This window comes from Roseibaca sp. Y0-43, assembly GCF_020667835.1.
GTDB lineage: Bacteria > Pseudomonadota > Alphaproteobacteria > Rhodobacterales > Rhodobacteraceae > Roseinatronobacter.
Map to the genome: position 1 here is coordinate 61099 of NZ_JAFMPR010000001.1, position 22988 is coordinate 84086.

22 protein-coding genes are annotated in these 22988 nt (G+C 62.9%); 9 read left to right on the forward strand and 13 right to left on the reverse strand.

Annotation, left to right across the window (positions count from 1 at the left end; genetic code table 11):
• The first annotated feature begins 81 nt into the window (after positions 1-81).
• On the forward strand, positions 82-2454 hold the full coding sequence (locus J1C52_RS00315) for an ATP-dependent helicase (protein WP_227425921.1): 2373 nt from the start codon (positions 82-84) through the stop codon (positions 2452-2454).
• Positions 2455-2631: 177 nt separating this feature from the next.
• Here the strand turns inward: J1C52_RS00315 and J1C52_RS00320 are convergent, their stop codons facing one another.
• The 3 genes from J1C52_RS00320 to J1C52_RS00330 all read right to left on the reverse strand — a co-directional run bounded on the left by J1C52_RS00320 (position 2632) and on the right by J1C52_RS00330 (position 5287).
• Positions 2632-3000, reverse strand: coding sequence for a thiol-disulfide oxidoreductase DCC family protein (locus J1C52_RS00320; protein WP_227425922.1), 369 nt, complete (start codon positions 2998-3000; stop codon positions 2632-2634).
• A 30-nt stretch (positions 3001-3030) separates the two neighbouring features.
• Positions 3031-4134 (reverse strand): alkane 1-monooxygenase, encoded by a 1104-nt coding sequence (locus tag J1C52_RS00325; protein ID WP_227426283.1) that lies wholly within the window; start codon positions 4132-4134, stop codon positions 3031-3033.
• Positions 4135-4243: 109 nt separating this feature from the next.
• Complete coding sequence (locus tag J1C52_RS00330; protein ID WP_227425923.1) at positions 4244-5287, reverse strand: A/G-specific adenine glycosylase; 1044 nt, start codon at positions 5285-5287, stop codon at positions 4244-4246.
• A gap of 90 nt (positions 5288-5377) precedes the next feature.
• Between J1C52_RS00330 and J1C52_RS00335 the strand changes: the two genes are divergently transcribed.
• Genes J1C52_RS00335 through J1C52_RS00345 form a run of 3 tightly spaced genes read left to right on the forward strand, consistent with a single transcriptional unit; the run spans position 5378 to position 7681 of the window.
• Positions 5378-5917, forward strand: a complete 540-nt coding sequence (locus tag J1C52_RS00335; protein ID WP_227425924.1) for a DUF721 domain-containing protein — start codon at positions 5378-5380, stop codon at positions 5915-5917.
• Complete coding sequence (locus tag J1C52_RS00340; RefSeq protein ID WP_227425925.1) at positions 5914-6567, forward strand: DsbA family protein; 654 nt, start codon at positions 5914-5916, stop codon at positions 6565-6567. Before J1C52_RS00335 ends, J1C52_RS00340 begins: the two co-directional genes overlap by 4 nt.
• Before the next feature lie 4 nt (positions 6568-6571).
• Positions 6572-7681, forward strand: a complete 1110-nt coding sequence (locus J1C52_RS00345; protein WP_227425926.1) for a CaiB/BaiF CoA transferase family protein — start codon at positions 6572-6574, stop codon at positions 7679-7681.
• 12 nt (positions 7682-7693) lie between these two features.
• On the opposite strand, the gene J1C52_RS00350 is transcribed toward J1C52_RS00345, so the two are convergent.
• The 6 genes from J1C52_RS00350 to J1C52_RS00375 are packed head-to-tail and all read right to left on the reverse strand — an operon-like array spanning position 7694 to position 12130.
• A complete protein-coding gene (locus J1C52_RS00350; protein WP_227425927.1) occupies positions 7694-7963 on the reverse strand; it encodes an HPr family phosphocarrier protein in 270 nt (89 codons plus the stop codon).
• Between the two features lie 22 nt (positions 7964-7985).
• A complete protein-coding gene (locus tag J1C52_RS00355; RefSeq protein ID WP_227425928.1) occupies positions 7986-8378 on the reverse strand; it encodes a PTS sugar transporter subunit IIA in 393 nt (130 codons plus the stop codon).
• The gene (gene rapZ / locus J1C52_RS00360; protein WP_227425929.1) at positions 8375-9292 is read right to left on the reverse strand and encodes an RNase adapter RapZ; all 918 of its coding nucleotides are present in this window, start codon (positions 9290-9292) and stop codon (positions 8375-8377) included. Before rapZ ends, J1C52_RS00355 begins: the two co-directional genes overlap by 4 nt.
• Positions 9289-9774, reverse strand: coding sequence for a hypothetical protein (locus J1C52_RS00365; RefSeq protein WP_227425930.1), 486 nt, complete (start codon positions 9772-9774; stop codon positions 9289-9291). The genes rapZ and J1C52_RS00365 overlap by 4 nt, the downstream gene beginning before the upstream one ends.
• Positions 9743-11401, reverse strand: coding sequence for a sensor histidine kinase (locus J1C52_RS00370; protein ID WP_227425931.1), 1659 nt, complete (start codon positions 11399-11401; stop codon positions 9743-9745). The genes J1C52_RS00365 and J1C52_RS00370 overlap by 32 nt, the downstream gene beginning before the upstream one ends.
• Positions 11402-11431: 30 nt before the next feature.
• Entirely contained in the window at positions 11432-12130 is a 699-nt protein-coding gene (locus J1C52_RS00375; protein WP_227425932.1) for a response regulator transcription factor, read from the reverse strand.
• 341 nt (positions 12131-12471) lie between these two features.
• Here J1C52_RS00375 and J1C52_RS00380 point away from each other — a divergent pair, with 341 nt between their 5' ends.
• Positions 12472-14070 (forward strand): phosphoenolpyruvate carboxykinase, encoded by a 1599-nt coding sequence (locus tag J1C52_RS00380; RefSeq protein WP_227425933.1) that lies wholly within the window; start codon positions 12472-12474, stop codon positions 14068-14070.
• A gap of 61 nt (positions 14071-14131) precedes the next feature.
• Here the strand turns inward: J1C52_RS00380 and J1C52_RS00385 are convergent, their stop codons facing one another.
• Positions 14132-14395 (reverse strand): DUF167 domain-containing protein, encoded by a 264-nt coding sequence (locus J1C52_RS00385; protein WP_227425934.1) that lies wholly within the window; start codon positions 14393-14395, stop codon positions 14132-14134.
• A complete protein-coding gene (gene aroA, locus J1C52_RS00390) occupies positions 14392-15729 on the reverse strand; it encodes a 3-phosphoshikimate 1-carboxyvinyltransferase (RefSeq protein ID WP_227425935.1) in 1338 nt (445 codons plus the stop codon). Before aroA ends, J1C52_RS00385 begins: the two co-directional genes overlap by 4 nt.
• 146 nt (positions 15730-15875) lie before the next feature.
• On the opposite strand from aroA, the gene J1C52_RS00395 reads away from it, so the two are divergent.
• From J1C52_RS00395 to folD, 4 genes are all read left to right on the forward strand, one after another.
• Complete coding sequence (locus tag J1C52_RS00395; protein WP_227425936.1) at positions 15876-16898, forward strand: aspartate-semialdehyde dehydrogenase; 1023 nt, start codon at positions 15876-15878, stop codon at positions 16896-16898.
• 174 nt (positions 16899-17072) lie between these two features.
• A complete protein-coding gene (locus tag J1C52_RS00400; protein ID WP_227425937.1) occupies positions 17073-18749 on the forward strand; it encodes a formate--tetrahydrofolate ligase in 1677 nt (558 codons plus the stop codon).
• A gap of 136 nt (positions 18750-18885) precedes the next feature.
• On the forward strand, positions 18886-19185 hold the full coding sequence (locus tag J1C52_RS00405) for a chorismate mutase (protein ID WP_227425938.1): 300 nt from the start codon (positions 18886-18888) through the stop codon (positions 19183-19185).
• Positions 19186-19213: 28 nt separating this feature from the next.
• Positions 19214-20107 (forward strand): bifunctional methylenetetrahydrofolate dehydrogenase/methenyltetrahydrofolate cyclohydrolase FolD, encoded by an 894-nt coding sequence (gene folD, locus J1C52_RS00410; protein WP_227425939.1) that lies wholly within the window; start codon positions 19214-19216, stop codon positions 20105-20107.
• 43 nt (positions 20108-20150) lie between these two features.
• Here the strand turns inward: folD and cysN are convergent, their stop codons facing one another.
• Positions 20151-22049, reverse strand: coding sequence for a sulfate adenylyltransferase subunit CysN (gene cysN, locus J1C52_RS00415; protein ID WP_227425940.1), 1899 nt, complete (start codon positions 22047-22049; stop codon positions 20151-20153).
• Positions 22049-22954 carry a sulfate adenylyltransferase subunit CysD gene (gene cysD / locus J1C52_RS00420; protein WP_227425941.1) on the reverse strand — a complete coding sequence of 302 codons (906 nt, stop codon included), beginning with the start codon at positions 22952-22954 and terminating at the stop codon, positions 22049-22051. The genes cysN and cysD overlap by 1 nt, the downstream gene beginning before the upstream one ends.
• Positions 22955-22988: the final 34 nt, after the last annotated feature.

Genomic DNA, 22988 nt, shown 5'->3' on the forward strand with positions numbered 1-22988 from the left:
TTTTCGCGCGGTCAAAAAACCTTGGAACAATCCCCGAACATCCGCTTTATTTCACCAAGGCTCCGCGCTATGCTTTGGCCCATGTCCGATTTCAACACCGACCTGCCACTGTCTGCCCGCGCCATGGCCGCGCGTCCGGCCCCCTATCTGGACGGGCTGAACCCTGCGCAACGCGAGGCGGTCGAAACTCTTGACGGCCCGGTTCTGATGCTCGCAGGCGCGGGCACCGGCAAGACCCGCGCCCTGACCGCGCGCATCGCGCATCTGCTGAACACGGGCCGCGCGTTTCCGTCGCAAATCTTGGCCGTGACCTTCACCAACAAAGCCGCGCGCGAGATGAAATTACGCGTCGGCGGTTACTTGGGCGACGCGGTCGAGGGGATGGCATGGATGGGCACCTTCCATTCCATCAGCGCCAAGATATTGCGTCGGCACGCCGAACTGGTCGGCCTGAAATCCAGCTTCACGATTCTGGACATGGACGACCAGTTGCGGCTTTTGAAACAGATCATCGCCGCCGCGAATATAGATGAAAAGCGTTGGCCCCCGCGTCTGCTGGCCAATATCATCGACCAGTGGAAAAACCGCGCCTGGACGCCGGAACAGGTGCCCTCATCAGAGGTCAGCGCCTTCGACAATCGCGGGACCGAATTTTACGCGGCCTATCAGGAACGGCTGAAAACCCTGAACGCCTGCGATTTCGGCGATCTCTTGCTGCATTGCGTGTCGATCTTTCAGGCGCACCCGGATGTACTGGCTGACTATCACCGCCGTTTCAAATACATCCTTGTGGATGAATATCAGGATACCAACGTCGCCCAATACCTGTGGCTGCGGCTGCTGGCCGCCGGGCACAAGAACATCTGCTGCGTGGGCGATGACGACCAGTCGATCTACGGCTGGCGCGGGGCCGAGGTGGGCAATATCCTGCGGTTCGAGCGCGATTTTCCGGGCGCAAAGGTCGTGCGGCTGGAACAGAATTACCGCTCCACCCCGCATATTCTGGCCGCAGCCGGACAGGTGATTTCCGGCAATCAGGACCGCTTGGGCAAAACGCTTTGGACCGAAGCGCAATCGGGCGAAAAGGTCCGCCTGATCGGCCATTGGGATGGCGAGGAAGAGGCGCGCTGGGTTGGCGAGCAGATCGAGGATTTGCAACGCGGCACGCGCGGCTTGCACCCTTTCAACCTTGAACAAATGGCCATCCTCGTGCGCGCCAGCCACCAGATGCGCGCCTTCGAGGATCGCTTCCTGACCATCGGTCTGCCCTATCGCGTGATCGGCGGCCCGCGCTTTTACGAGCGGATGGAAATCCGCGATGCGATGGCCTATTTCCGCCTCGCCGTCAGCCCCGCCGACGATCTGGCGTTTGAGCGGATCGTGAACACCCCCAAGCGCGGCTTGGGCGACAAGGCGCAACAGGTGATCCAGCGGTTCGCCCGCGCGGCCGATGTGCCGCTGGTCCATGGTGCTGCGCTCGCGATAGAGGCGGGCGAGATCAAAGGCCGGGGCGCGGGCCAGTTGCGCGCGCTCTTGGACGGTATCGCACGCTGGCACCGGGCGGTGTTGGGCTTGGGCCAGGTGCAAGATGACGACGCGTTGATCGAAACCGTCAGCGATGACGTGGCACCGGGCAGCCATATCGAACTGGCCGAGCAGATACTTGAGGAATCCGGCTACACAGAGATGTGGCTGAACGACAAGACGCCGGAAGCGCCGGGGCGGCTGGACAACCTGAAGGAACTGGTCAAGGCGTTGGAATCCTTTGAAAACCTGCAAGGGTTCCTGGAACATGTGGCCCTTGTCATGGACAATGAAAGCGACGGGGCCGAGGACAAGGTCAGCATCATGACGCTGCACGCGGCCAAGGGGCTGGAATTTCCCGCCGTGTTCCTGCCGGGCTGGGAAGAAGGGCTGTTTCCGTCGCAACGCTCAATGGACGAAAGCGGGCAAAAGGGCCTAGAGGAAGAGCGCCGTCTTGCCTATGTCGGCATCACCCGCGCCGAGCAGCTTTGCACGATCAGCTTCGCCGCGAACCGGCGCGTTTACGGGCAATGGCAGTCGCAACTGCCCTCGCGATTTGTCGATGAATTGCCCGGCGATCATGTCGAGGTGCTGACGCCGCCGGGTCTATATGGCGGGATCAGCGCAGGTTTTGGCGGCACGGGCTTTGGCAGCGCGGTCGAGGAACGCGCGTCGAAAGCAGATGTCTATAATTCCCCCGGCTGGCGGCGGTTGCAAACCGCCGAACGCAGCCAGCCCAAGCTGGTGCATGGCACCGTGGTGCCCGAGTTCGACGTAGGCGCGCGCGTGTTTCACCAGAAATTCGGCTATGGGACCGTTGCATCCGTGGATGGCGACAAGCTTTTCGTCGAGTTCGAGAAATCCTCGGCGCGGCATGTGATGGCGGGGTTCGTGCAAGCGGCGGACGAGGCGGGGGACGTGCCGTTTTAGGCTGTGTCGCAGACTTTGCGCGGAATCAAGGGCGTAGCCCGCCGCGCAATCGGCGGGCCGTCCCGCGGCCTGCCGATTTGCCAGCCAGACCGCGCTGCGCGTCCGTCTTTCCGATTTGGCTGCCATAAAGTGCATCACGCGAACGACAGATCGGCAGTCCCCGGCCCGCCGCTTGCGCTACCGTTGCACCCGCCTCGCCTCTCGTCGCAGGTGCAGCCGATACAGGATCGGCGCGGCCACCCGGTCATAGACCAGCCCCACCGCCTGCCGCAGTCCCGGCAGGGTCACAAGCTTGGCCAGCCACCGCCAGCGCGGCAAGGCCTGCCAGATCAGCAAGAAGGCCGGAAAGCCCGACAGGATACGCCCCTCATGGCGCGCGTGCAGCCGGCGCATGGCCTGATCGGCGCTGATACCCCAGTCATTCAACGGGGCCGTGTTCAGGTCGGTAAAGCGCAAATCCGCCCCCGTCGCTTGCGCGCGGGCACGGTAATGCGCGATCTCTGCCGAACAAATGGGGCAACGCCCGTTATAGAGGATCTCGGTCATGGCACGCAGGTAGCGCCCTGCCCCGCACTCTCAAGCCGCACCCTTGGGCCATGGCGTCGCATGGCGGTCATAGGGCGACCAATCGTCAATGTCGGGGTAAAACTGCCGCCGCCATGCCCGCACCTTGGGGTCCATGAAGCGCCGCCACAGGGGCGGCACCATCGCCAGCGTGGTCAGCGCCGGGTAGCCATAGGGCAGTTGCGGCGCGTCCTCGCGCGAATAGGTTTGAAGTAGCGGGAAACGGCGATCGGGCTTGAAATGATGGTCCGAATGGCGTTGCAGGTTAATCATCAGCCAGTTCGACGCCTTATGCGCCGCGTTCCAGCTATGATGGGGGCGCACGGGTTCATATTTGCCATCGCCAAGGTAGCGGCGGGTCAGACCGTAATGCTCGATGTAATTCGTCAGCTCCAACTGCCAGATGGCAATCAGCGCCTGCCAAACGAATAGCAAAAGCCCCCACCACCCCGCGATGACAAAGGCCAGCGCCAGCATCCCCCCTTGCAGCGCCGCGTAGCGCCAGAACGGGTTGGAGATGTGCCACGCGCCCAACCCCTTGCGTGCCAGCATTGCCACTTCTGCGCGCAGGGCCGAGCCGGGACAATCGCGCAGCACGCGCAAGAAATAGGCCTGAAACCCCTCGCCCATCCGCGCCGTGACAGGGTCGCGCGGCGTGCCGACATAGCGGTGATGGACCTGCAAATGTTCCGAACGGAAATGGCTATAGAGCACCGAGGCCAGCAGCAAATCACCCAGCCACCGTTCGAGTTGCGTTTTCTGGTGCATCAATTCGTGGCTGTAGACGATGCCGATCACACCCGACATGACGCCCACGCCAAACATCAGCGACAATTCTTCGAACCAGTGCAAATGGTCGGTTGCGGCGATCCACCACAAGCTGCCAAAGATGACCGCGAATTGCACCGGGAACCACACAAGCGTGATCGCGCGATACCAGAACAGGTCTTTCAGCGGGGTTTCGGTGTCGGGATTGTCCAGGTTCAGGCCCGTCAGGAAATCCATCGCCGTGAACACGCCCCAGCCGTAAAGCGGCATCAGGATCAGCCACCAGCCGCCCTGCACCGCGCCAAGCGCGATCAGCGGCACGAAACCGAGCGAAGCCCAGAAGGGCATTGCGGCGGAGAAGCGGCGGAACTGGTCTGGTGTCACGCGGGAAACCCCATGTCTTTGGCGTGAAGCTAGCGCAAATCGCGGGCGATTACAGCCCCTTGGCCCTGCGACATCACGCGCCCAGCGCGGGCGCGGCCAAGGCGTGGGCCTTGCGCATCAGCGTGGGCAAGTCGCGCGGGTTGAAGGCGTCGGCGGCGACAAATTCGCCCGGCGTATTCATCGGCAGATGCGCCACGCGCAGCGACAGGCGCAGGTGGAAATGGGTGAAGGTATGGCGGACCTCTGCATCCAGCGCGCGCCAGTCGGCTTGGGTGGGCGGGACATCGTTCGGGGCGGTGGTCGCCCAGTCGGTGCAAGGCCAACCCAAAGTGCCACCAAGCAACCCCTTGTCGGGCCTACGTTCCAGAAGCCACGCGCCATCCGCGCGCCGCCCGATATAGGCAATGCCGAAGCGTATGGGCTTTGCGGGTTTGGGCACCTTGCGCGGCAAATCGGGCGCGGTGCCGCTTGCACGCGCGGCACACGGCCCGCGCCACGGGCAGATGCCGCAAGCAGGAGCGCGCGGCGTGCAGATGGTCGCGCCTAGATCCATCACGGCTTGGGCATAGTCGCCGGGCCGCGCGGCAGGCGTCAGCCGCGCGGCGTATTCGGTCAGGATAGGCTTGGCGGCGGGCAAGGGCGTGTGCTCGTCGAAAATGCGGGCCATCACCCGCTCGACATTTCCATCGACCACGGTTTCGGCGCGGTCGAACGCAATCGCCGCAATCGCGGCAGAGGTATAGGGGCCGATCCCCGGCAGCTCTTGCAGGCCCGCGCGGGTGTCGGGGAACGCGCCCTGCGCCGCCACGGCGCGCGCACATTTCAGCAAATTGCGCGCGCGGGCGTAATAGCCAAGGCCCGCCCACTCGGCCATGACATCGGCATCCTCCGCCGCTGCCAAATCGTGAACCGTCGGCCAACGCGTTGTAAAGCGGTGAAAATAATCCTTCACCGCCGCCACGGTGGTTTGCTGCAACATCACCTCTGACAGCCAGACACGATACGGGTCGGCCACGCCGCCCCCCGGCGGCACGCGCCAAGGCAGCGCGCGGGCGTGGCGGTCATACCAAGCCAGCAGCTGTGCCGCCATTTGCCCATAGCCGTGTTCGTCACGCATCTTTGACGCACTATCCCCAAGAAAAGCCGCGCGCCCCTCTGGCCACGCCGCTCTGTGAGGATAAACTGCGCCGGACAGGAGACAACCGCAATGCCACCCGCCCCGCCCCCAGACAAAACCCGCCGGATGCGCGGGTTCGAGGCCGCGTCCAGCCTGCTGGGCGCGCGCATCCGCACGGCTGGCGAAGCGCGCGGCTTTGCGGTGTCTCGTCTTCTGACCCATTGGGCAGAGATCGCGGGGCCGGATATTGCCGCCTGCGCACGCCCCGTGAAAATCGGCTATGCCAAGGGCGGCTTTGGGGCCACGCTGACGCTGCTGACCACCGGCGCCGCAGCGCCTATGTTGCAAATGCAGCTTCCCCGGCTGCGTGAAAAGGTGAATGCCTGCTACGGCTATAACGCCATTTCCCGCATCACGCTGACCCAGACCGCCCCCACCGGCTTTGCCGAGGGGCAAGCCAGCTTCACCCCGGCACCGAAACCGCAGGCCAAGGCCCCCGATCCGCAAATCGTGACCAAGGCCCGCGATGTGACCGGCGATGTGGCCGATGACGGCTTGCGCGCCGCGCTTGAACGTCTGGCCACGAATGTCCTAAGCAAACACGAGCGAACACAAGGAAAGACCCGATGAACAAATTCGTCCTGCCCGCGATTGCCGTCGCCGCCGCCCTTGGTGCTGGCGGCTGGTGGTATTCCACACAATCCGCGCCCGCTGTGACCGAAAGCGCAAGCACCGCTGCCAGCCCGGTGCAGGCGCATGAACTGGATTTCCCGCTGGGCAATGCCGATGCACCGGTCACGGTGGTCGAGTATTCCTCTTTCACCTGCCCGCATTGCGCGACCTTCAACCAAGGCCCGTATGAACAGTTGAAGGCAGATTTCATCGACACCGGCCGCATTCAATACATCAAGCGCGAGGTGTATTTCGACCGCTACGGCCTGTGGGCGGGCATGGTCGCGCGTTGCGGCGGCGGCGAGCGGTATCACGGCATTGTCGAGATGCTCTATGAACAACAGCGCGACTGGGCCGGCGCGAACGATCCCGCCCAAGTGGCCGCGAACCTGCGTCGCCTTGGCCGTCAGGCGGGCATGAACGACGAAGAGTTGAACGCCTGCCTGGAAGATGCCGACACGGCGCTCGCGCTGACCGAATTCTACCAAGCCAATGCCGAGGCCGACAATATTCGCGCCACGCCCACCTTCGTCATCAACGGGCAGCAATACCAGAACATGCCCTATGATGAATTCGCCCGTGTGCTGAACGAGAAGCTGGGCGGTTAAGCGCGTGGCGGGACCGCTTTCCGGGCTGCGCGTGATTGAACTTGCGCGCATCCTTGCCGGGCCATGGGCGGGGCAGACCTTGGCCGACCTGGGGGCAGAGGTCATAAAGGTCGAAGCGCCAGAGGGCGACGACACCCGCCGCTGGGGGCCGCCCTTCGTGACCCGCGAAGACGGCACCCGCGAGGCCGCCTATTTCCACGCCGCGAACCGGGGCAAGGCCTCTGTCACCGCAGATTTCCGCACCGAGGAAGGGCGCGCCAAGGTGCGCGCTCTGGTGGCAGATGCAGACATCGTGATCGAGAATTTCAAGGTTGGGGGGCTGGCGAAATACGGGCTGGATTACGCCAGCCTGTCGGCGCTGAACCCCGCCCTGATCTATTGCTCGATCACCGGCTTCGGACAGACCGGGCCATATGCGCACCGGGCGGGCTATGATTACATCATCCAAGGTATGTCGGGGCTGATGTCCGTCACCGGCCCCGATGACGGCCCGCCCTACAAGGTGGGCGTGGCCGTGACCGACATCATCACCGGCATCTATGCCAGCACCGCCATTCTGGCCGCGGTGCATGAGCGCGCGCGCACGGGTCGGGGCCAGCATATCGACATGGCGCTGATGGATTGCGCGGTGTCGATCATGGCCAATCAGACGATGAACTACCTGGCCACCGGCACAGCACCGGGGCGGCTGGGCAATTTTCACCCCAACCTTGCCCCCTATCAGGTCGTGCCTTGCGCCGATGGACATATCATCATCGCAACCGGCAATGACGGGCAGTATCGCAGGCTTTGCGCGCTGCTGAACCGCCCCGATCTGGCGGACGCGCCCGACTACGCAACCAATGCCGACCGCGTCGCGCGCAGGGCGGCCCTGTCGGACCTGCTGTGCTCGGAAACCGCGCGCTGGGCCAAGGCCGACCTGCTGGCGGCCTGCGAGCGTGATGGCGTGCCGGCTGGCCCGATCAACGACATGGCAGATGTTTTTGCCGACCCGCAGGTGAAAGCGCGTGGGCTGGCGCTGGATATGGGCGGGCTGAAGGGCGTGCGCTCGCCGTTCCACTTCGCGGATGCACCTGCCGCGCGCCCCGCACCGATGCTGGGGCAAGACGACTAGGGGCTGGTGCGACTACATCCCCTCGCCGAACTTGTCGGCGACAAGCGCCGCAAGCGCCTCCATCACCTCTGCCTCGTCGGCGCCGGTCGCTTTAACCATGATCGACGTGCCGCGCGACGCGGCCAGCATCAGCAGGCCCATGATGGAATCGCCCGGCACGCTCATGCCGTCCTTCATCACCTCGACATCGGACGAAAACCGCTCCACCACCTCGACGAATTTGGCAGAGGCACGGGCGTGAAGCCCCTTTTCATTCACGATCTCAAGCTCTTGTTCAATCATTGCTAGCGCGGTCCATCTGCTGCTATCGGCTGCCAAGTTCTATCGAATTGATGTATTTGCGCCCCGATTCCAAGGCCGCCGCCGTCGCCTCTGGCAAGGACAGGTCGCGCGATTTCGCCAACTTTATCAGCATCGGCAGGTTCGCCCCATAAAGGATGCGGCGGTTCGCGGCGGCGCAGGCGGGCAAGGACAGGTTCGACGGAGAGCCGCCGAACATGTCGGTCACGACGACCGTTCCGTCGCCGGTGTCGACCGATTCCGCGGCTGCGGTGATCTCGGCTTGTTTGGCCGAACGGTCATGATCGTATTCGATCGAAATCGCCACGATCCCGCTCTGTTTGCCGATCACATGCTCGATCGCGCCAAGGTATTCGCGCGCCAACCCACCATGTGCGACGATCACGATACCGATCACGTCCCCATCCTATCCGATACCGGGCCGTCCACCCCGGTGACACGTTCAATTTCCCTATGACGTTTAGACACCCGCCACGGACCCCTTGCAAGCGCATTTGCCAGTTTTTCGGCCATTGCGACCGAGCGGTGTTGCCCCCCGGTGCACCCCAGCGCAATCGTGACCAAGGGCTTTCCCTGAGAGGCGAATTCCGGCAGCAGGCTTTCCACCAAAGCGTGCACATGCTGGAAAAACGGGTCATGGCGCGGGTCGCTGGCGACGAAATCGGCCACGGCCGCATCGCGCCCGTCCAGCTTGCGCAGCTCTGGCTGCCAATGCGGGTTGTTCAGGAAACGACAGTCAAAGACGAAATCGACCCCGCGCGGAATGCCCCGCTTGTAAGAGAAGGACTCGACCTGCACCCCCATGGCGCTGCCATCCTGCGGGCCGAAGAGGCGCATGATCTCGGCGCGCAGATCGTGCGGCCCGAGCGTGCTGGTGTCGATCAGGATGTCGGCGCGGGTGCGCAGCGCCGCCAGCAAGCGCAATTCCAGCGCCACCCCTTCCGAGGGCGGAAGGCTTGGGCGCAGCGGGTGGCGGCGACGGGTTTCGGAAAAGCGGCGGATCAGCGCATCTTCGCTGCAATCGAGGTATAGCAGATCGAAACTGACATGCCGCTCGTCTGCCAAGGCATTCACCAGCATCAGAAGCGAGTCGACCGAGAAATCGCGGTTGCGCGTGTCCAGACCCAAGGCCAGCGGACGTTCCAGCTTGGCGCGCACCAGACGCGGCACAAGCGAGGACGGCATGTTGTCGATCGCCTCGAACCCGGCATCTTCCAGCGCTTTCAGCACCGTGCTGCGGCCCGAACCCGACGGGCCTGTGACCAGAAGCAAGCGCTCTGCATTCTGTTCGCGCGCGCCTTGGTCTGTCATGCTGGGCCTGCCCCGTGCGTTTTCCATGCTTGCCCAAGGATATACTGCTTGATCCCGGCGGCAACAGGGCCAGAGGCCGGTTTTCGCAAATAGGGCAGCCGAACACCCAGAACTTCGGTCCAGGCGGGGTCAGGCAGGCGGTCCGTGGCGGGGCTGTCCATATCCATCCACGCAACGACGAGCGCGCGATCCAGCGCTGCGGCGGGCAACAGGCCGACACCGCGCCATTCGATGAGGCCCCGGATCGGGTCCGGGGCGGTTGCAACAAGCTGCCCCGCCTCGACGCTGAGAAGGGTCTGGTCATCGCTGACAAGGCGCGCGCCGAGTGCGAGCAATTCCAAGGCAAGGCTTGATTTGCCGCTGCCCGATGCCCCGCTCAGGACAATGGCGAAAGGCTGGTCCTCCTGAAGGAAGGCCACGGTGCTGGCATGGACATGCACGCCGCCCAACTCAGAGCGGCAGGCCGACCACGAAACGCGCACCCAGCGGCGGGCTGTCCGGCGCCGCATCGGCCAGGCGGATATTCTCGGCCCAGATCACGCCCTGATGCGCCTCGACAATCTGTTTCGAGATCGCCAGCCCCAGCCCGGAATGGTTGCCGAATTGCTGCACGGGACGCTCGGAATAGAAGCGTTTGAACACCTTCTTCAGCGCCGTATCGGGAATGCCGGGGCCAGTGTCTTCGACCACGATCAGCACGCGGTTGGCGCGTTTGCGCGCCCAGACGCGCACCGCGTCGCCGTCTTCGCAAAAAGAGATCGCGTTGGTGATGAGATTGACGAACACCTGCGCCAACCGCGATTCCAGCCCGGTCAGCAGGATCGGCTCTTTCGGCAAGAGCTTGATGAACTCAACGCCCTTATCCTCGGCCTCTGTCGAGAGGTGTTCGCACAGGTTATCCAGCAGCTTGACGAGGTCGAATTCCTCTTCCTCTTCCTTGACCAGTTCGGCATCCAGCCGCGACGCGTTCGACGTGTCGGACACAAGCCGGTCCAGCCGGCGCACGTCATGTTCCACGACATCCAGCAGGCGTTGCACCTGGTCCTCGCGCTTGGCCATGCGCAGGCTGCCGACGGCAGAACGCAGGCTCGCCAGCGGGTTCTTGATTTCGTGCGCCACATCGGCGGCAAATTGTTCATTCGCCTCGACCCGGTCATAAAGGGCGCTGACCATGCCGCGCATGGCGCGCGACAGATCGCCGATTTCATCGGGGCGGCCACTAAGGTCGGGAATGCGGATACGGCCGGGGCGAGCCTTGCGGGTGTCGCGGCTTTTGCCAAGCTCTGCGGCAACGGCAAGGTCGGCCAGCGGGTTCGCGATGGTCGAGGCGAGAACGAAGCTCAGCCCGATGGACACGATCAGCGCGATGAAGAAGAATTGCAGCACCTGTTCACGGTCATAGCGCATCAGAAGCGCGGTATCGGCCGCGTCGCGCCACAGCACGACCGCGCCCTGCACCTGCCCGTTTACCATGACCGGCGCGCTCGCGGTGATCCACATATCCAGATTTTCGCGGTGGGTGTGCGCCGCGGTCTCACCGTCAAGGTTTTGTGCGACCAGGTCCGTGACAACAGTGTCGAACGTGTCGCTGCTATCGGTGCCGATACTGGTGTCTTTCAGGAAAGTCGTGGCGGACCAGATCGCGCTCAGCGCGTCGCTGATCAGCGTAGAGCGGTCGGGGATCGCGTCCGTCGGCGCGGGGGCCGCACCGCGCGCGCGGGCTTGCAAATTGCCCGACGCGTCGAAAAACAGCAGCTCGAAGCGCTCATCCAACTGGATGCGTTGCGCGACCACGTTGCCCGATTGCTCTACCCCACCCGCCGCGGCAACAATATCGGCCACGATCTGCACGCTGGTGCCCAGCATCTCTTCCTGTTGTTGCAACAGCGAGTCGCGAAACGGGTTGGTGAACAGGATGCCCGCGACAAGGATGATCAACGCCATCAGGTTGAACAGCGTGATCTTGCGCGCAAGGGGCGAGCTGGAAATGCTGAACAACCCGCGCCGCGCGCGGGTTGCGCGGACCTCGGATTCAACGGCGTCGCCGGGGCCGACCCAATCGTCGCCCAGAACCACGTCGTTGGAGGATGTCACCACTTCCATTTTCATGCTGTCACCTGCCCGATGACGACCGCAACATCACGCTTCGTTATACTTGTACCCGATGCCGTAAAGCGTCTCGATCGACGAGAATTCGGGGTCGACCGTGCGCATTTTCTTGCGCAAGCGCTTGATATGGCTGTCGATCGTGCGGTCATCTACATAGACCTGGTCGTCATAGGCCACGTCCATCAGCTGGTCGCGCGACTTGACCACGCCGGGACGTTGCGCAAGCGCCTGAAGCAGCAGGAATTCGGTGACGGTCAGCGTCACATCCTCGCCCTTCCACTTCACCTGGTGGCGCAGCGGGTCCATTTCCAGGTTTCCGCGCACAAGGATCTTGGCTTCCTCGCCCGCTTCGACCACGCCCTCATTGGCCTGTTTGCGGCGCAGCAGCGCGCGAATGCGCTCGACCAGCAAACGCTGCGAGAAGGGCTTTTTGACATAGTCATCCGCGCCCATTCGCAGACCCAGAACCTCGTCGATCTCGTCATCCTTCGAGGTCAAGAAGATGATCGGCATCTGCGTTTTCTGGCGCAGGCGTTGCAGCAATTCCATACCGTCCATGCGCGGCATCTTCATGTCCAGCACGGCCATGTCGGGCAGCTTGCGGTTGAATGCGTCCAACGCAGCCTGACCGTCATTATAAGTCTCAACCTCGAACCCTTCGGATTCCAGACAGATAGAGACCGAGGTCAGAATATTGCAGTCATCATCGACCAACGCGATTTTCGACATTTGCCTGTCCTTTTACACTGCTCTGGTCCGGCGTCTTCGCCTTATTTTTGCCACAACTATGCCTAATTCGTGGAACAGCGCAACAAAAATAGTGCTTTACCCCCTTTACAGCCCGATTCGGCCCGGCAGCCTTGCCGATCTGCAACAGAATCATGCACCCGAATTCTTGATATTGCGCTAACTTACGCTTGGTTGCGCTAACGGCGACAATCTCGCCTATGATTTGCCGTATTCGTGGTGTTAAAGCCGGTTCGTGAACAGTCGCAGCTGTCGCGACGCTACGGAACGGACCAAAGATGCTACACTCGCAGTCCTTCGAACGCCAAATGGAGCAGGCACCCATGTCACACCCACGTGTAAACCCGACGCAACGCTTGGAAGATCAGGGCATCATCGGCGCGGCGCAGGCGTATTACAACCTGCTCGAACCGGCGCTGATGACGCAGGCCATCAAGCGTGGAGAGGCAGAGCTGGGTCTGGGCGGGGCGCTGCTGGCCAGCACCGGCACGCATACCGGCCGTTCGCCCAAGGACAAGTTCGTGGTGCGCCGCCCCAGCGTCGAAAACACCATCTGGTGGGAAAACAACGCCCCGATGGAGCCCGAGGCGTTCGAACGGCTGTATCAGGACATGCTGGCCCATATCAAAGGCCGCGACCTGTTCGTGCAAGACCTGTATGGCGGGGCCGACCCCGAACACCGTCTGGACGTGCGTGTCGTGACGGAACTGGCATGGCACGGGCTGTTCATCCGCCATATGCTGCGCCGCCCCGCGGCCGAGGAACTTGCGACTTTCGTTCCCGAATTCACGATCATCAACTGCCCCAGCTTCAAGGCCGACCCCGCGCGCCATGGCTGCCGGTCGGAAACCGTGATCGCGCTGGATTTCGAGCGCAAGCTGATCCTGATCGCGAACACTGCCTATGCGGGTGAAAACAAGAAATCGGTGTTCACGCTGATGAATTACCTGCTGCCGGAAAAGGGCATCATGCCGATGCACTGTTCGGCAAACCACGCCATTGACAACCCCGACGATTCCGCCGTGTTCTTCGGCCTGTCGGGCACCGGCAAGACCACGCTGTCGGCGGACCCCTCGCGCATTCTGATCGGCGATGACGAACATGGCTGGTCGGACAAGGGCATCTTCAATTTCGAAGGCGGCTGCTACGCCAAGACCATCAACCTGAATGCCGAGGCAGAGCCGGAAATCTACGCCACCACCCACCGTTTCGGGTCGGTCGTGGAAAACATGGTCCATGATCCCGACACGCTGGAGCTGGATTTCGAGGATGACAGCCTGACCGCGAACACCCGCGTCGCCTACCCGCTGGATGCGATTTCGAACGCGTCGGAAACCTCGTTGGGCGGTGTGCCGAAGAACGTCATCATGCTGACCTGCGACGCCTTTGGCGTGCTGCCCCCGATCGCGCGTCTGACGCCGGCGCAGGCAATGTATCACTTCCTGTCGGGCTTCACCTCGAAAGTGGCGGGCACCGAGCAGGGCGTGACCGAACCTCAGCCGACTTTCTCGACCTGCTTCGGCGCACCCTTCATGCCGCGCCGTCCGGAAGTCTACGGCAAGCTGTTGCAGGAAAAGATCGCCGAATTCGGCGCGGAATGCTGGCTGGTCAACACTGGCTGGACCGGCGGCGCGTATGGCAAAGGCTCGCGTATGCCGATCAAGGCCACCCGCGCGCTGCTGACCGCTGCGCTGGACGGCTCGCTGAAGGATGTGGAATACCGCCGCGACGAAAACTTTGGCTTCATGGTGCCCGTGTCGGTGCCGGGTGTGGCCGATGTGCTTCTGGACCCGCGCCGCACTTGGGATGACCCCGAAGCCTATGACGCGCAGGCCAAGAAACTGGTCGAGATGTTCGCCGAGAACTTCGCCCAATACGTGCCCTATATTGACGAGACGGTGAAAGACGCCGCCATCGGCTGACTGCACCGGACAGACTGACGAAACCCCCGGCACGCTTGGCGCGCCGGGGGTTTTTCATGCCCTACCCGTCCAGCCGAAACAGCTTTTGCCGCGAGGTTGCGCCGCGCACCAGATGCAGGCGCGAGGGCGCGACGCCCAGCGCCTTGGCCAAAAGTTTCTGAACAGCTTGGGTGGCGCGCCCGTCTTCGGGCGGTGCGGTGACATGCACGCGCAGCGGGTCGCCCTCGGTCAGCGCGTTGCGCCGCGCGCCGGGCGTGACATGCAGCGCGAATTCCGCACCGGGATGCGCAAGCGCGCTCAGATCGGGGATCTGCGCGCCCTTCACACGCGTTCGATACGTGCGCCCAGCCCGGTCATCAACGGCTCGAACACCGGGAAGGACGTGGCGATGGGGCTTGCATCATCGACCGTGATGGGGTCGCGGCTGACCATGCCAAGGCAGAGGAACGCCATCGCGATGCGGTGGTCCAAGCGGCTTTCCACCGTCGCGCCGCCGGGCACTTGGGCCATGCCGTAGACGGTCAGGCTGTCCTCGGTTTCCTCTACCCGCACGCCGCAGGCCTCCAAGCCCCGCGCCATGGCGTCGATCCGGTCGGATTCCTTCACCCGCAATTCCTTGATGCCCGCCATGACCGTCACACCCTCGGCGGTCGCGGCCAAGGCGGCGAGGATCGGGTATTCATCGATCATGCTGGCCGCGCGTTCCGGCGGCACGGCAATGCCCTTCAGCGGGCCGAAGCGCACGCGCAGATCGGCGACAGGCTCGCCCCCTTCTTCGCGCGGGTTTTCCATGACCAGATCGGCGCCCATATCCTGCAACGTCAGGAAAATGCCATTTCTTGTGGGGTTTTGGCTGACACCGGGCACCAGAATGTTCGAATCTTGAACCATCAGCGCCGCGCAAACCGGGAAAGCGGCAGAGCTTGGGTCGCGCGGAACGGCCACGCTCTGCCCCGTCAACTCTGGCTGGCCGGTCAGGGTGATGACGCGACCCTCATCGGTATCGTCGACCGTCAGCTCTGCGCCAAAGCCGCGCAACATACGCTCGGTATGGTCGCGCGTGGGTTCGGGTTCCACCACCACGGTTTGCCCCGGCGCGTTCAACCCCGCCAACAGCACCGCAGATTTCACCTGCGCGGACGGCATCGGCAGCGTGTAGCGCACGGGCACCGGCTGGGCCGCGCCCACCACGGTCATCGGCAAGCGCCCGCCCTCGCGCCCGTAGGCGCGCGCGCCGAACAGCGCCAGCGGGTCGGTCACACGACCCATCGGGCGCTTCACAAGGCTTGCATCGCCGGTGAAGGTGGCGGTCAGGTCAGTCGTGGCCATCGCCCCCATGATAAGCCGCACGCCGGTGCCGGAATTGCCGCAGTCGATCACGCGGTCGGGTTCAGCAAAGCCGCCCACGCCCACGCCCTGCACCGTCCAGTCGCCGGGGCCATGTTGCGTAACCTCTGCGCCAAACGCCCGCATGGCGCTGGCGGTATCGAGCACGTCCTGCCCTTCCAGCAGCCCGGTGATGCGGGTTTCTCCCACCGACAGCGCCCCCAAGATCAGCGCGCGGTGGCTGATGGATTTGTCGCCCGGCACCTCTGCCACGCCCGCAAGCGGGCCGGATTTGCGGGCGGTCATGGGAATTGCGGGGCCGTGGCCGGACATGGGCAAATCTCTCGCGTGGTCAAGGTTTCGCGCCCGCTGATAGCGCAAGCGCCGCGCCCCGTCCATAAGTCACAACCCGCTGACCCCCCTATACCTTGCCACGGGAATGGGGTATCCCCCGCTCGACCTAAATTTAGGAGAAAAACATGGGCTACAAGATTGTCGTCGTTGGCGCCACGGGCAATGTGGGCCACGAAATGCTGAACATTCTGGCCGAGCGGGAATTCCCGGTCGATGAGATCGCGGCGCTCGCCTCTCGTCGCAGCCTTGGCACCGAAGTCAGCTTTGGCGAGAAAACCCTGAAGTGCCAGGATCTGGACACGTTCGACTTTACCGGCTGGGACATTGCGCTCTTTGCCGTGGGCTCAGACGCCACGAAGAAATACGCCCCCATCGCCGCCAAGGCGGGCTGCGTGGTGATCGACAACTCGTCGCTCTACCGCTACGACCCAGATGTGCCGCTGGTGGTGCCAGAAGTGAACGCCGCCGCGGTCGATGGCTATACCAAGAAGAACATCATCGCGAACCCCAACTGTTCAACCGCGCAGATGGTCGTGGCGCTGAAGCCGCTGCATGATCGCGCGCGCATCAAGCGGGTTGTCGTCAGCACCTACCAGTCGGTGTCGGGCAGCGGCAAAGAAGCGATGGACGAGCTGTGGAACCAGACCAAGGGCATGTTCGTGCCCGGCCAAGAGGTCGCGCCCAGCGTCTACCCCAAGCAGATCGCCTTCAACGTGATCCCGCATATCGACGTGTTCCTTGACGATGGCTCGACCAAGGAAGAGTGGAAGATGGTCGCGGAAACCAAGAAGATCATGGACCCGGCGATCAAGCTGACCGCGACCTGCGTGCGCGTGCCGGTGTTCGTGGGGCACTCGGAGTCAATCAATATCGAGTTCGAGGATTTTCTGGACGAAGAAGAAGCCCGTGACATCTTGCGCGAAGCGCCGGGCATTCTGGTGGTCGATAAGCGCGAAGCGGGTGGCTACATCACCCCCATCGAATGCGTGGGCGAATACGCGACCTATATCAGCCGTATCCGCCAAGACAGCACGATCGACAACGGGCTGAACATCTGGTGCGTGTCCGACAATTTGCGCAAGGGTGCTGCGCTGAACGCGGTGCAGATTGCCGAAGTTCTGGGGCAGCGCTGCCTGAAAAAGGGTTAAGTGCACCCGCACAGGCGAAACAAAAAGGCGCAAGGGCATCCGCTCTTGCGCCTTTATTCGTTTGCAGGGCCGGGAAAGGTGGCGCAAGCGTCCAGAAAACCGTCGCAATCCCCCCGGTCCTGTGTAGTTTCCACGATAGCTTGACCAAGAGCATGACATTGAGAGGGGGATGACATGGACTTCAAAACCGACATAGAGATCGCGCGCGCAGCGCAGAAACGGCCCATCCAAGAGATCGGCGCGAAGCTGGGCATCCCGACCGAACATCTGCTGCCCTACGGGCATGACAAGGCCAAGGTCAGCCAGGATTTCGTCGCTGACGCGCGCGCCCGTAAGCGCGGCAAACTGATCTTGGTGACGGCGATCAACCCCACACCGGCGGGCGAGGGCAAGACGACGACCACGGTGGGTTTGGGCGACGGGCTGTGTGCCATCGGCAAACGCGCGGCGATCTGTATCCGCGAGGCATCGCTCGGGCCGAATTTCGGCATGAAGGGCGGGGCCGCGGGCGGCGGCATGGCGCAGGTTGTGCCGATGGAAGACATGAACCTGCATTTCACCGGCGATTTCCACGCGATCACAAGCGCGCATAACCTGCTGTCGGCGATGATCGACAACCATATCTACTGGGGTAACGCGCTGGAGATTGACGAGCGGCGCATCACATGGCGGCGCGTCATGGACATGAACGACCGCGCGCTGCGGGATATGGTCGTCAGCCTTGGCGGCGTGACGAACGGCTTTCCGCGCCAGACCGGGTTTGACATTACGGTCGCGTCCGAGGTCATGGCGATCCTGTGCCTCGCCTCTGATCTGGACGACCTGCAACGCCGCCTGGGCGATATTGTCGTGGCCTATACGCGCGAGAAGAAGGCCATCACCTGCCGCGACATCGGGGCCGAAGGGGCGATGACGGTGCTCTTGAAAGACGCGATGCAGCCCAATCTTGTGCAGACATTGGAGAATAACCCTGCTTTCGTGCATGGCGGACCGTTTGCTAATATCGCGCATGGCTGCAACTCGGTCGTGGCCACGCAGACCGCGCTGGGGTTGGCCGATTATGTCGTGACCGAAGCGGGTTTCGGCGCCGATCTGGGGGCCGAGAAATTCTTCAACATCAAATGCCGCAAGGCGGGGCTTGCACCGTCGGTCGCGGTGATCGTGGCCACCGTGCGCGCGATGAAGATGAATGGCGGCGTGGCAAAAGCCGATCTGGGTTCGGAAAATGTAAGCGCTGTGCAGGAAGGCTGCCCAAATCTGGGCCGCCATATCGAGAATGTGAAAGGGTTCGGCGTGCCCGTCGTCGTCGCCATCAACCATTTCCACAGCGATACCGAGGCCGAGGTGCAGGCCGTGAAGGACTATTGCGCCGCCCAAGGCACAGAGGCGATCCTCTGCCGTCATTGGGCCGAAGGGTCCAAGGGCGTGACCGACTTGGCGGCCCGCGTGGCGGAACTGGCGGATGCCGACATGGCAGAATTCGCGCCGATCTACCCCGACGAGATGCCGCTGTTCGAGAAGATCGAAACCGTCGCGGAACGCATCTACCGCGCGGATGCCGTGCTGGCCGATGACAAGATCCGCAACCAGTTGGCCGAGTGGGAAGCGGCGGGGTTCGGGCATTTGCCGATCTGCATGGCCAAGACGCAATACTCCTTCACCACCGACCCGACCCGGCGCGGCGCGCCAACCGGGCATTCGGTGCCGGTGCGCGAGGTGCGACTGTCGGCGGGCGCCGGGTTTATCGTGGTCATCTGCGGAGAGATCATGACCATGCCCGGCCTGCCGCGCAAACCGGCGGCCGAGTCGATCCGCTTCAACGAGGCGGGGCTGATCGAAGGGTTGTTCTGAGAAGGATGGGCGACGCCGCTCGCCGAGGTCGCGGTGCGACCCGGCGTCGCCCCGCCCCCCATCCCGCAAACGCCGCTTTGCGGTTGCGGCAAGGGCGATCTGGGGCTAGGCGAAGGCGACGCAAAAGAGGTTCCTCATGACGCTTGACCCGACATCGTGTCAGACCATGGCAGAGTTGCGCGTGCAGATCGACCAGATCGACCGCGAGCTGGTCGCGCTTCTGGCCCGGCGCGTGGCGCATATCGACCGTGCCATCGAATTGAAACCCGCCGAAGGCCTGCCCGCCCGCATCGACAGCCGCGTGAATGACGTGCTGGCCAAGGTCGAGGCGGAAGCGCTCCGCCAAGGGCTGGACCCGGCGCTGGTGCGCAAGTTCTGGACCGAGTTGATCGATTGGTCCATCGCCCGCGAAGAACAGGTTCTGGGGAAACGGTAACACGCCCCGCTGATGCAAGGAGAGTTCCATGGCCGCCAGTTTGATAGACGGAAAAGCCTTTGCCGAAAGAGTGCGCGCCAAGGTGGCCGACCATGTCACCCGCTTGCGGGAAGAGCATGGGCTGGTGCCCGGTCTGGCGGTGGTGCTGGTGGGCGAAGACCCGGCAAGCCAGGTCTATGTGCGCTCAAAGGGCAAGCAGACGGTCGAGGCCGGAATGGCATCTTTCGAACATAAGCTGGCTGCCGACACGTCAGAGGCAGAGCTTCTGGACCTGATCGCGAAGCTGAATGCCGACACGAAAGTTCACGGTATTCTCGTGCAGTTACCGCTGCCATCTCATCTGAATTCGGATCTTGTCATCAACAGTATCGACCCGGCCAAGGATGTGGACGGCTTTCACATTTCGAACGTTGGCCTGTTGGGCACGGGGCAGAAAAGCATGGTGCCCTGCACGCCGCTTGGCTGCCTGATGATGCTGCGTGATTATCATGGCAGTCTGTCGGGGATGAACGCGGTCGTGGTGGGGCGCTCGAACATCGTGGGCAAGCCGATGGCGCAGCTTCTGCTGGGCGAAAGCTGCACCGTGACCATCGCGCATTCGCGCACGCGCGATCTGCCCGAGGTCTGCCGCCGCGCCGATATTCTGGTCGCGGCCGTGGGACGGCCCCAGATGATCCCCGGCGATTGGGTGAAGCCGGGCGCCACTGTCATTGACGTGGGCATCAACCGCATAGAGGGCGAAGGCGGCAAAACCCGGCTTGTGGGCGATGTGGATTTCGACAGTTGCGCCGCCGTCGCGGGCGCGATCACCCCGGTTCCGGGGGGCGTCGGACCGATGACCATCGCGTGCTTGCTGGCCAATACCGTGACCGCCTGCTGCCGCGCCAATGGTTTGGCAGAGCCTGAAGGCCTGACGGCCTAAGAGAAACCGGCCCCCATCTGAGACGGGGGCCGGTGCAATCCGCTTACGGGATCAGCTTGGACACGATCAGCTCAGCCGCTTCTTCCGCGCTAATCTTGGTCGTGTCGATGCGGATTTGCGGGTTCTCCGGCGCTTCATAGGGCGAATCGATGCCCGTGAAGTTCTTCAGCTGACCGGAGCGCGCCTTGGCATAAAGCCCTTTCACATCGCGTTTCTCGGCCTCTTCCAGCGGTGTATCGACAAAGATCTCGATAAACTCACCCGGTTGCATCATGCCGCGCACCATGTCGCGCTCGGACCGGAAGGGCGAGATGAAAGCGGTAATCACGATCAGACCGGCATCGGTCATCAGGCGGGCCACCTCGCCCACGCGGCGAATGTTTTCCACGCGGTCGGCATCGGTAAAGCCCAAATCCTTGTTCAGCCCGTGGCGCACGTTGTCGCCGTCTAGCAAGAAGGTGTGCCGGTTCATCCGCGCCAGTTTCTTCTCGACAAGGTTCGCGATGGTGGATTTGCCAGAGCCGGACAGGCCCGTCATCCACAACACCATCGGTTTTTGGTTCTTCATCGCCGCATGGTGGTCGCGGCTGATATCGGTCGCCTGCCAATGAATGTTCTGCGCCCGCCGCAACGAGTAGTGGATCAGCCCCGCAGCCACCGTGCGATTGGTCATCTTGTCGATCAGGATGAACCCACCAAGATCGCGGCTATTCTCGTAGGGTGCGAACGGGATATCGCGGTCAGTGGTCACAGTGGCCACACCGATGGCGTTCAGATCCAGCGTCTTGGCCGCCAGATGTTCCATCGTGTTGACATTCACCTGGTATTTCGGCTGCGCGACCGTCGCGCTGACGGTTTGCGGCCCCAGCTTCAGCCAATAGGCGCGGCCCGGCGTCATTTCGACCTCGTCCATCCAGATGACGGTCGCTTCGAACTGGTCGGCCACTTCCACCGGGTTTTGCGCCGCGCACAGGATTTGCCCGCGCGAACAGTCGATTTCATCAGCCAGACACAAGGTAACGGCTTGGCCCGCAACCGCCTGCTCCAGATCGCCGTCCATGGTCACTATGCGCGAAATGGTCGAGGTCTTGCCCGAGGGCAGAACCCGCACCTCGTCGCCCAGTTTCACCGCGCCGGTGGCGATGGTGCCGGAAAAGCCACGGAAATCGAGGTTCGGGCGGTTCACCCATTGCACCGCCATGCGGAAAAGCTTGTCTTGCTCGACCGTCTGGTTCAGTTCGACCGTTTCCAGATGCTCCAGCAGCACCGGGCCGTCGTGCCATGGTGTGTTGGCGCTGCGGGTGGTTATGTTGTCGCCCGCAAGGCCCGAAATCGGGATCGCGGTGAATTCGGTGATCCCGATGCTCTGGGCAAACGTGCGGTAATCGGCGACGATCGCGTCATATTTGGCCTGATCGTAGCCGATCAGGTCCATCTTGTTTACCGCCAGCACGATGTTGCGAATGCCGATCAGGTGGGCAAGGTAGCTGTGGCGCCGCGTCTGGGTCAGCACGCCCTTGCGCGCGTCGATCAGGATGACCGCCAGATCGGCGGTTGACGCGCCCGTAACCATGTTGCGCGTGTACTGCTCGTGCCCCGGCGTGTCGGCCACGATGAATTTGCGCTTTTCGGTGGCGAAGAAGCGATAGGCAACGTCGATGGTGATGCCCTGCTCGCGTTCCGCCGCCAGACCATCGACCAAGAGCGCGAAGTCGATACCTTCGCCTTGGGTGCCCACGCGCTTGCTGTCGGCTTCCAGCGTGGCCAACTGGTCCTCGAAAATCATCTTGCTGTCATAGAGCAAGCGCCCGATCAGGGTCGATTTGCCGTCATCCACCGACCCGCAGGTGATGAAGCGCAGCATGGTCTTGTGCTGGTGAATTTCCAGATATTTATCAATATCTTCGGCGATCAGGGCGTCGGTTTTGTAAATCTCGGACATCAGAAATACCCTTCCTGCTTCTTCTTCTCCATCGACGCGGCTTGATCGTGGTCGATGGCGCGGCCCTGCCGCTCGGATGTGGTGGTCAGGAGCATTTCCTGAATGATTTCGGGCAAGGTCTTGGCCTCGGATTCGACCGCGCCGGTCAGCGGGTAGCAGCCCAGCGTGCGGAAGCGGACAGAGCGCATGACCGGCTCTTCGCCCTCGCGCAGCGGGAAGCGGTCGTCATCGACCATCAAGAGCATCCCGTCGCGTTCTACGGTCGGGCGCGGGGCGGCATAATAAAGCGGCACGATCTCGATGTTTTCCAAGTGGATATACTGCCAGATGTCCAGCTCGGTCCAGTTCGACAGCGGAAAGACGCGCATCGACTCGCCCTTGGCCTTGTGGGCGTTGTAGTTGCGCCAAAGTTCGGGGCGCTGGTTCTTCGGATCCCAGCGGTGGCTGGCGGTGCGGAAGCTGAAAATCCGCTCTTTCGCGCGGCTTTTTTCCTCGTCGCGGCGCGCGCCGCCGAAGGCGGCGTCAAAGCCGTGCAGGTCCAGCGCCTGTTTCAGCCCTTCGGTTTTCCACATATCGGTATGCAGGCTGCCATGGTCGAACGGGTTGATGCCTTGGCGCAGCGCGTCCGGGTTCTGGTGCACGATCAGTTGCATCCCGGCCTTGCGCGCGGCGGCTTCGCGCATGGCATACATGGCCTTGAATTTCCACGTGGTGTCGACATGCAACAGCGGAAAGGGCGGCGGCGACGGGTAGAACGCCTTTTTCGCCAGGTGCAACATGCAGGCGCTGTCCTTGCCGACGCTATACAGCATGACCGGGTTTTCGGCCTGCGCCACGACCTCGCGCATGATGTGGATCGCTTCGGCCTCCAGCCGTTGCAGGTGGGTCAGGTTGGTATGGGTCATATCCGCTCCGAATGTTTGGCTGAAAGCGAGTTAG

Coding starts and splice junctions, on each gene's coding strand:
- J1C52_RS00315 (WP_227425921.1), top strand. CDS start 82: ATGTCCGATTTCAACACCGACCTGCCACTGTCTGCCCGCGCCATGGCC.
- J1C52_RS00320 (WP_227425922.1), bottom strand. CDS start 3,000: ATGACCGAGATCCTCTATAACGGGCGTTGCCCCATTTGTTCGGCAGAG.
- J1C52_RS00325 (WP_227426283.1), bottom strand. CDS start 4,134: ATGCCCTTCTGGGCTTCGCTCGGTTTCGTGCCGCTGATCGCGCTTGGC.
- J1C52_RS00330 (WP_227425923.1), bottom strand. CDS start 5,287: ATGCGTGACGAACACGGCTATGGGCAAATGGCGGCACAGCTGCTGGCT.
- J1C52_RS00335 (WP_227425924.1), top strand. CDS start 5,378: ATGCCACCCGCCCCGCCCCCAGACAAAACCCGCCGGATGCGCGGGTTC.
- J1C52_RS00340 (WP_227425925.1), top strand. CDS start 5,914: ATGAACAAATTCGTCCTGCCCGCGATTGCCGTCGCCGCCGCCCTTGGT.
- J1C52_RS00350 (WP_227425927.1), bottom strand. CDS start 7,963: ATGATTGAACAAGAGCTTGAGATCGTGAATGAAAAGGGGCTTCACGCC.
- rapZ (WP_227425929.1), bottom strand. CDS start 9,292: ATGACAGACCAAGGCGCGCGCGAACAGAATGCAGAGCGCTTGCTTCTG.
- J1C52_RS00370 (WP_227425931.1), bottom strand. CDS start 11,401: ATGAAAATGGAAGTGGTGACATCCTCCAACGACGTGGTTCTGGGCGAC.
- J1C52_RS00375 (WP_227425932.1), bottom strand. CDS start 12,130: ATGTCGAAAATCGCGTTGGTCGATGATGACTGCAATATTCTGACCTCG.
- J1C52_RS00380 (WP_227425933.1), top strand. CDS start 12,472: ATGTCACACCCACGTGTAAACCCGACGCAACGCTTGGAAGATCAGGGC.
- aroA (WP_227425935.1), bottom strand. CDS start 15,729: ATGTCCGGCCACGGCCCCGCAATTCCCATGACCGCCCGCAAATCCGGC.
- J1C52_RS00395 (WP_227425936.1), top strand. CDS start 15,876: ATGGGCTACAAGATTGTCGTCGTTGGCGCCACGGGCAATGTGGGCCAC.
- J1C52_RS00400 (WP_227425937.1), top strand. CDS start 17,073: ATGGACTTCAAAACCGACATAGAGATCGCGCGCGCAGCGCAGAAACGG.
- J1C52_RS00405 (WP_227425938.1), top strand. CDS start 18,886: ATGACGCTTGACCCGACATCGTGTCAGACCATGGCAGAGTTGCGCGTG.
- folD (WP_227425939.1), top strand. CDS start 19,214: ATGGCCGCCAGTTTGATAGACGGAAAAGCCTTTGCCGAAAGAGTGCGC.
- cysN (WP_227425940.1), bottom strand. CDS start 22,049: ATGTCCGAGATTTACAAAACCGACGCCCTGATCGCCGAAGATATTGAT.
- cysD (WP_227425941.1), bottom strand. CDS start 22,954: ATGACCCATACCAACCTGACCCACCTGCAACGGCTGGAGGCCGAAGCG.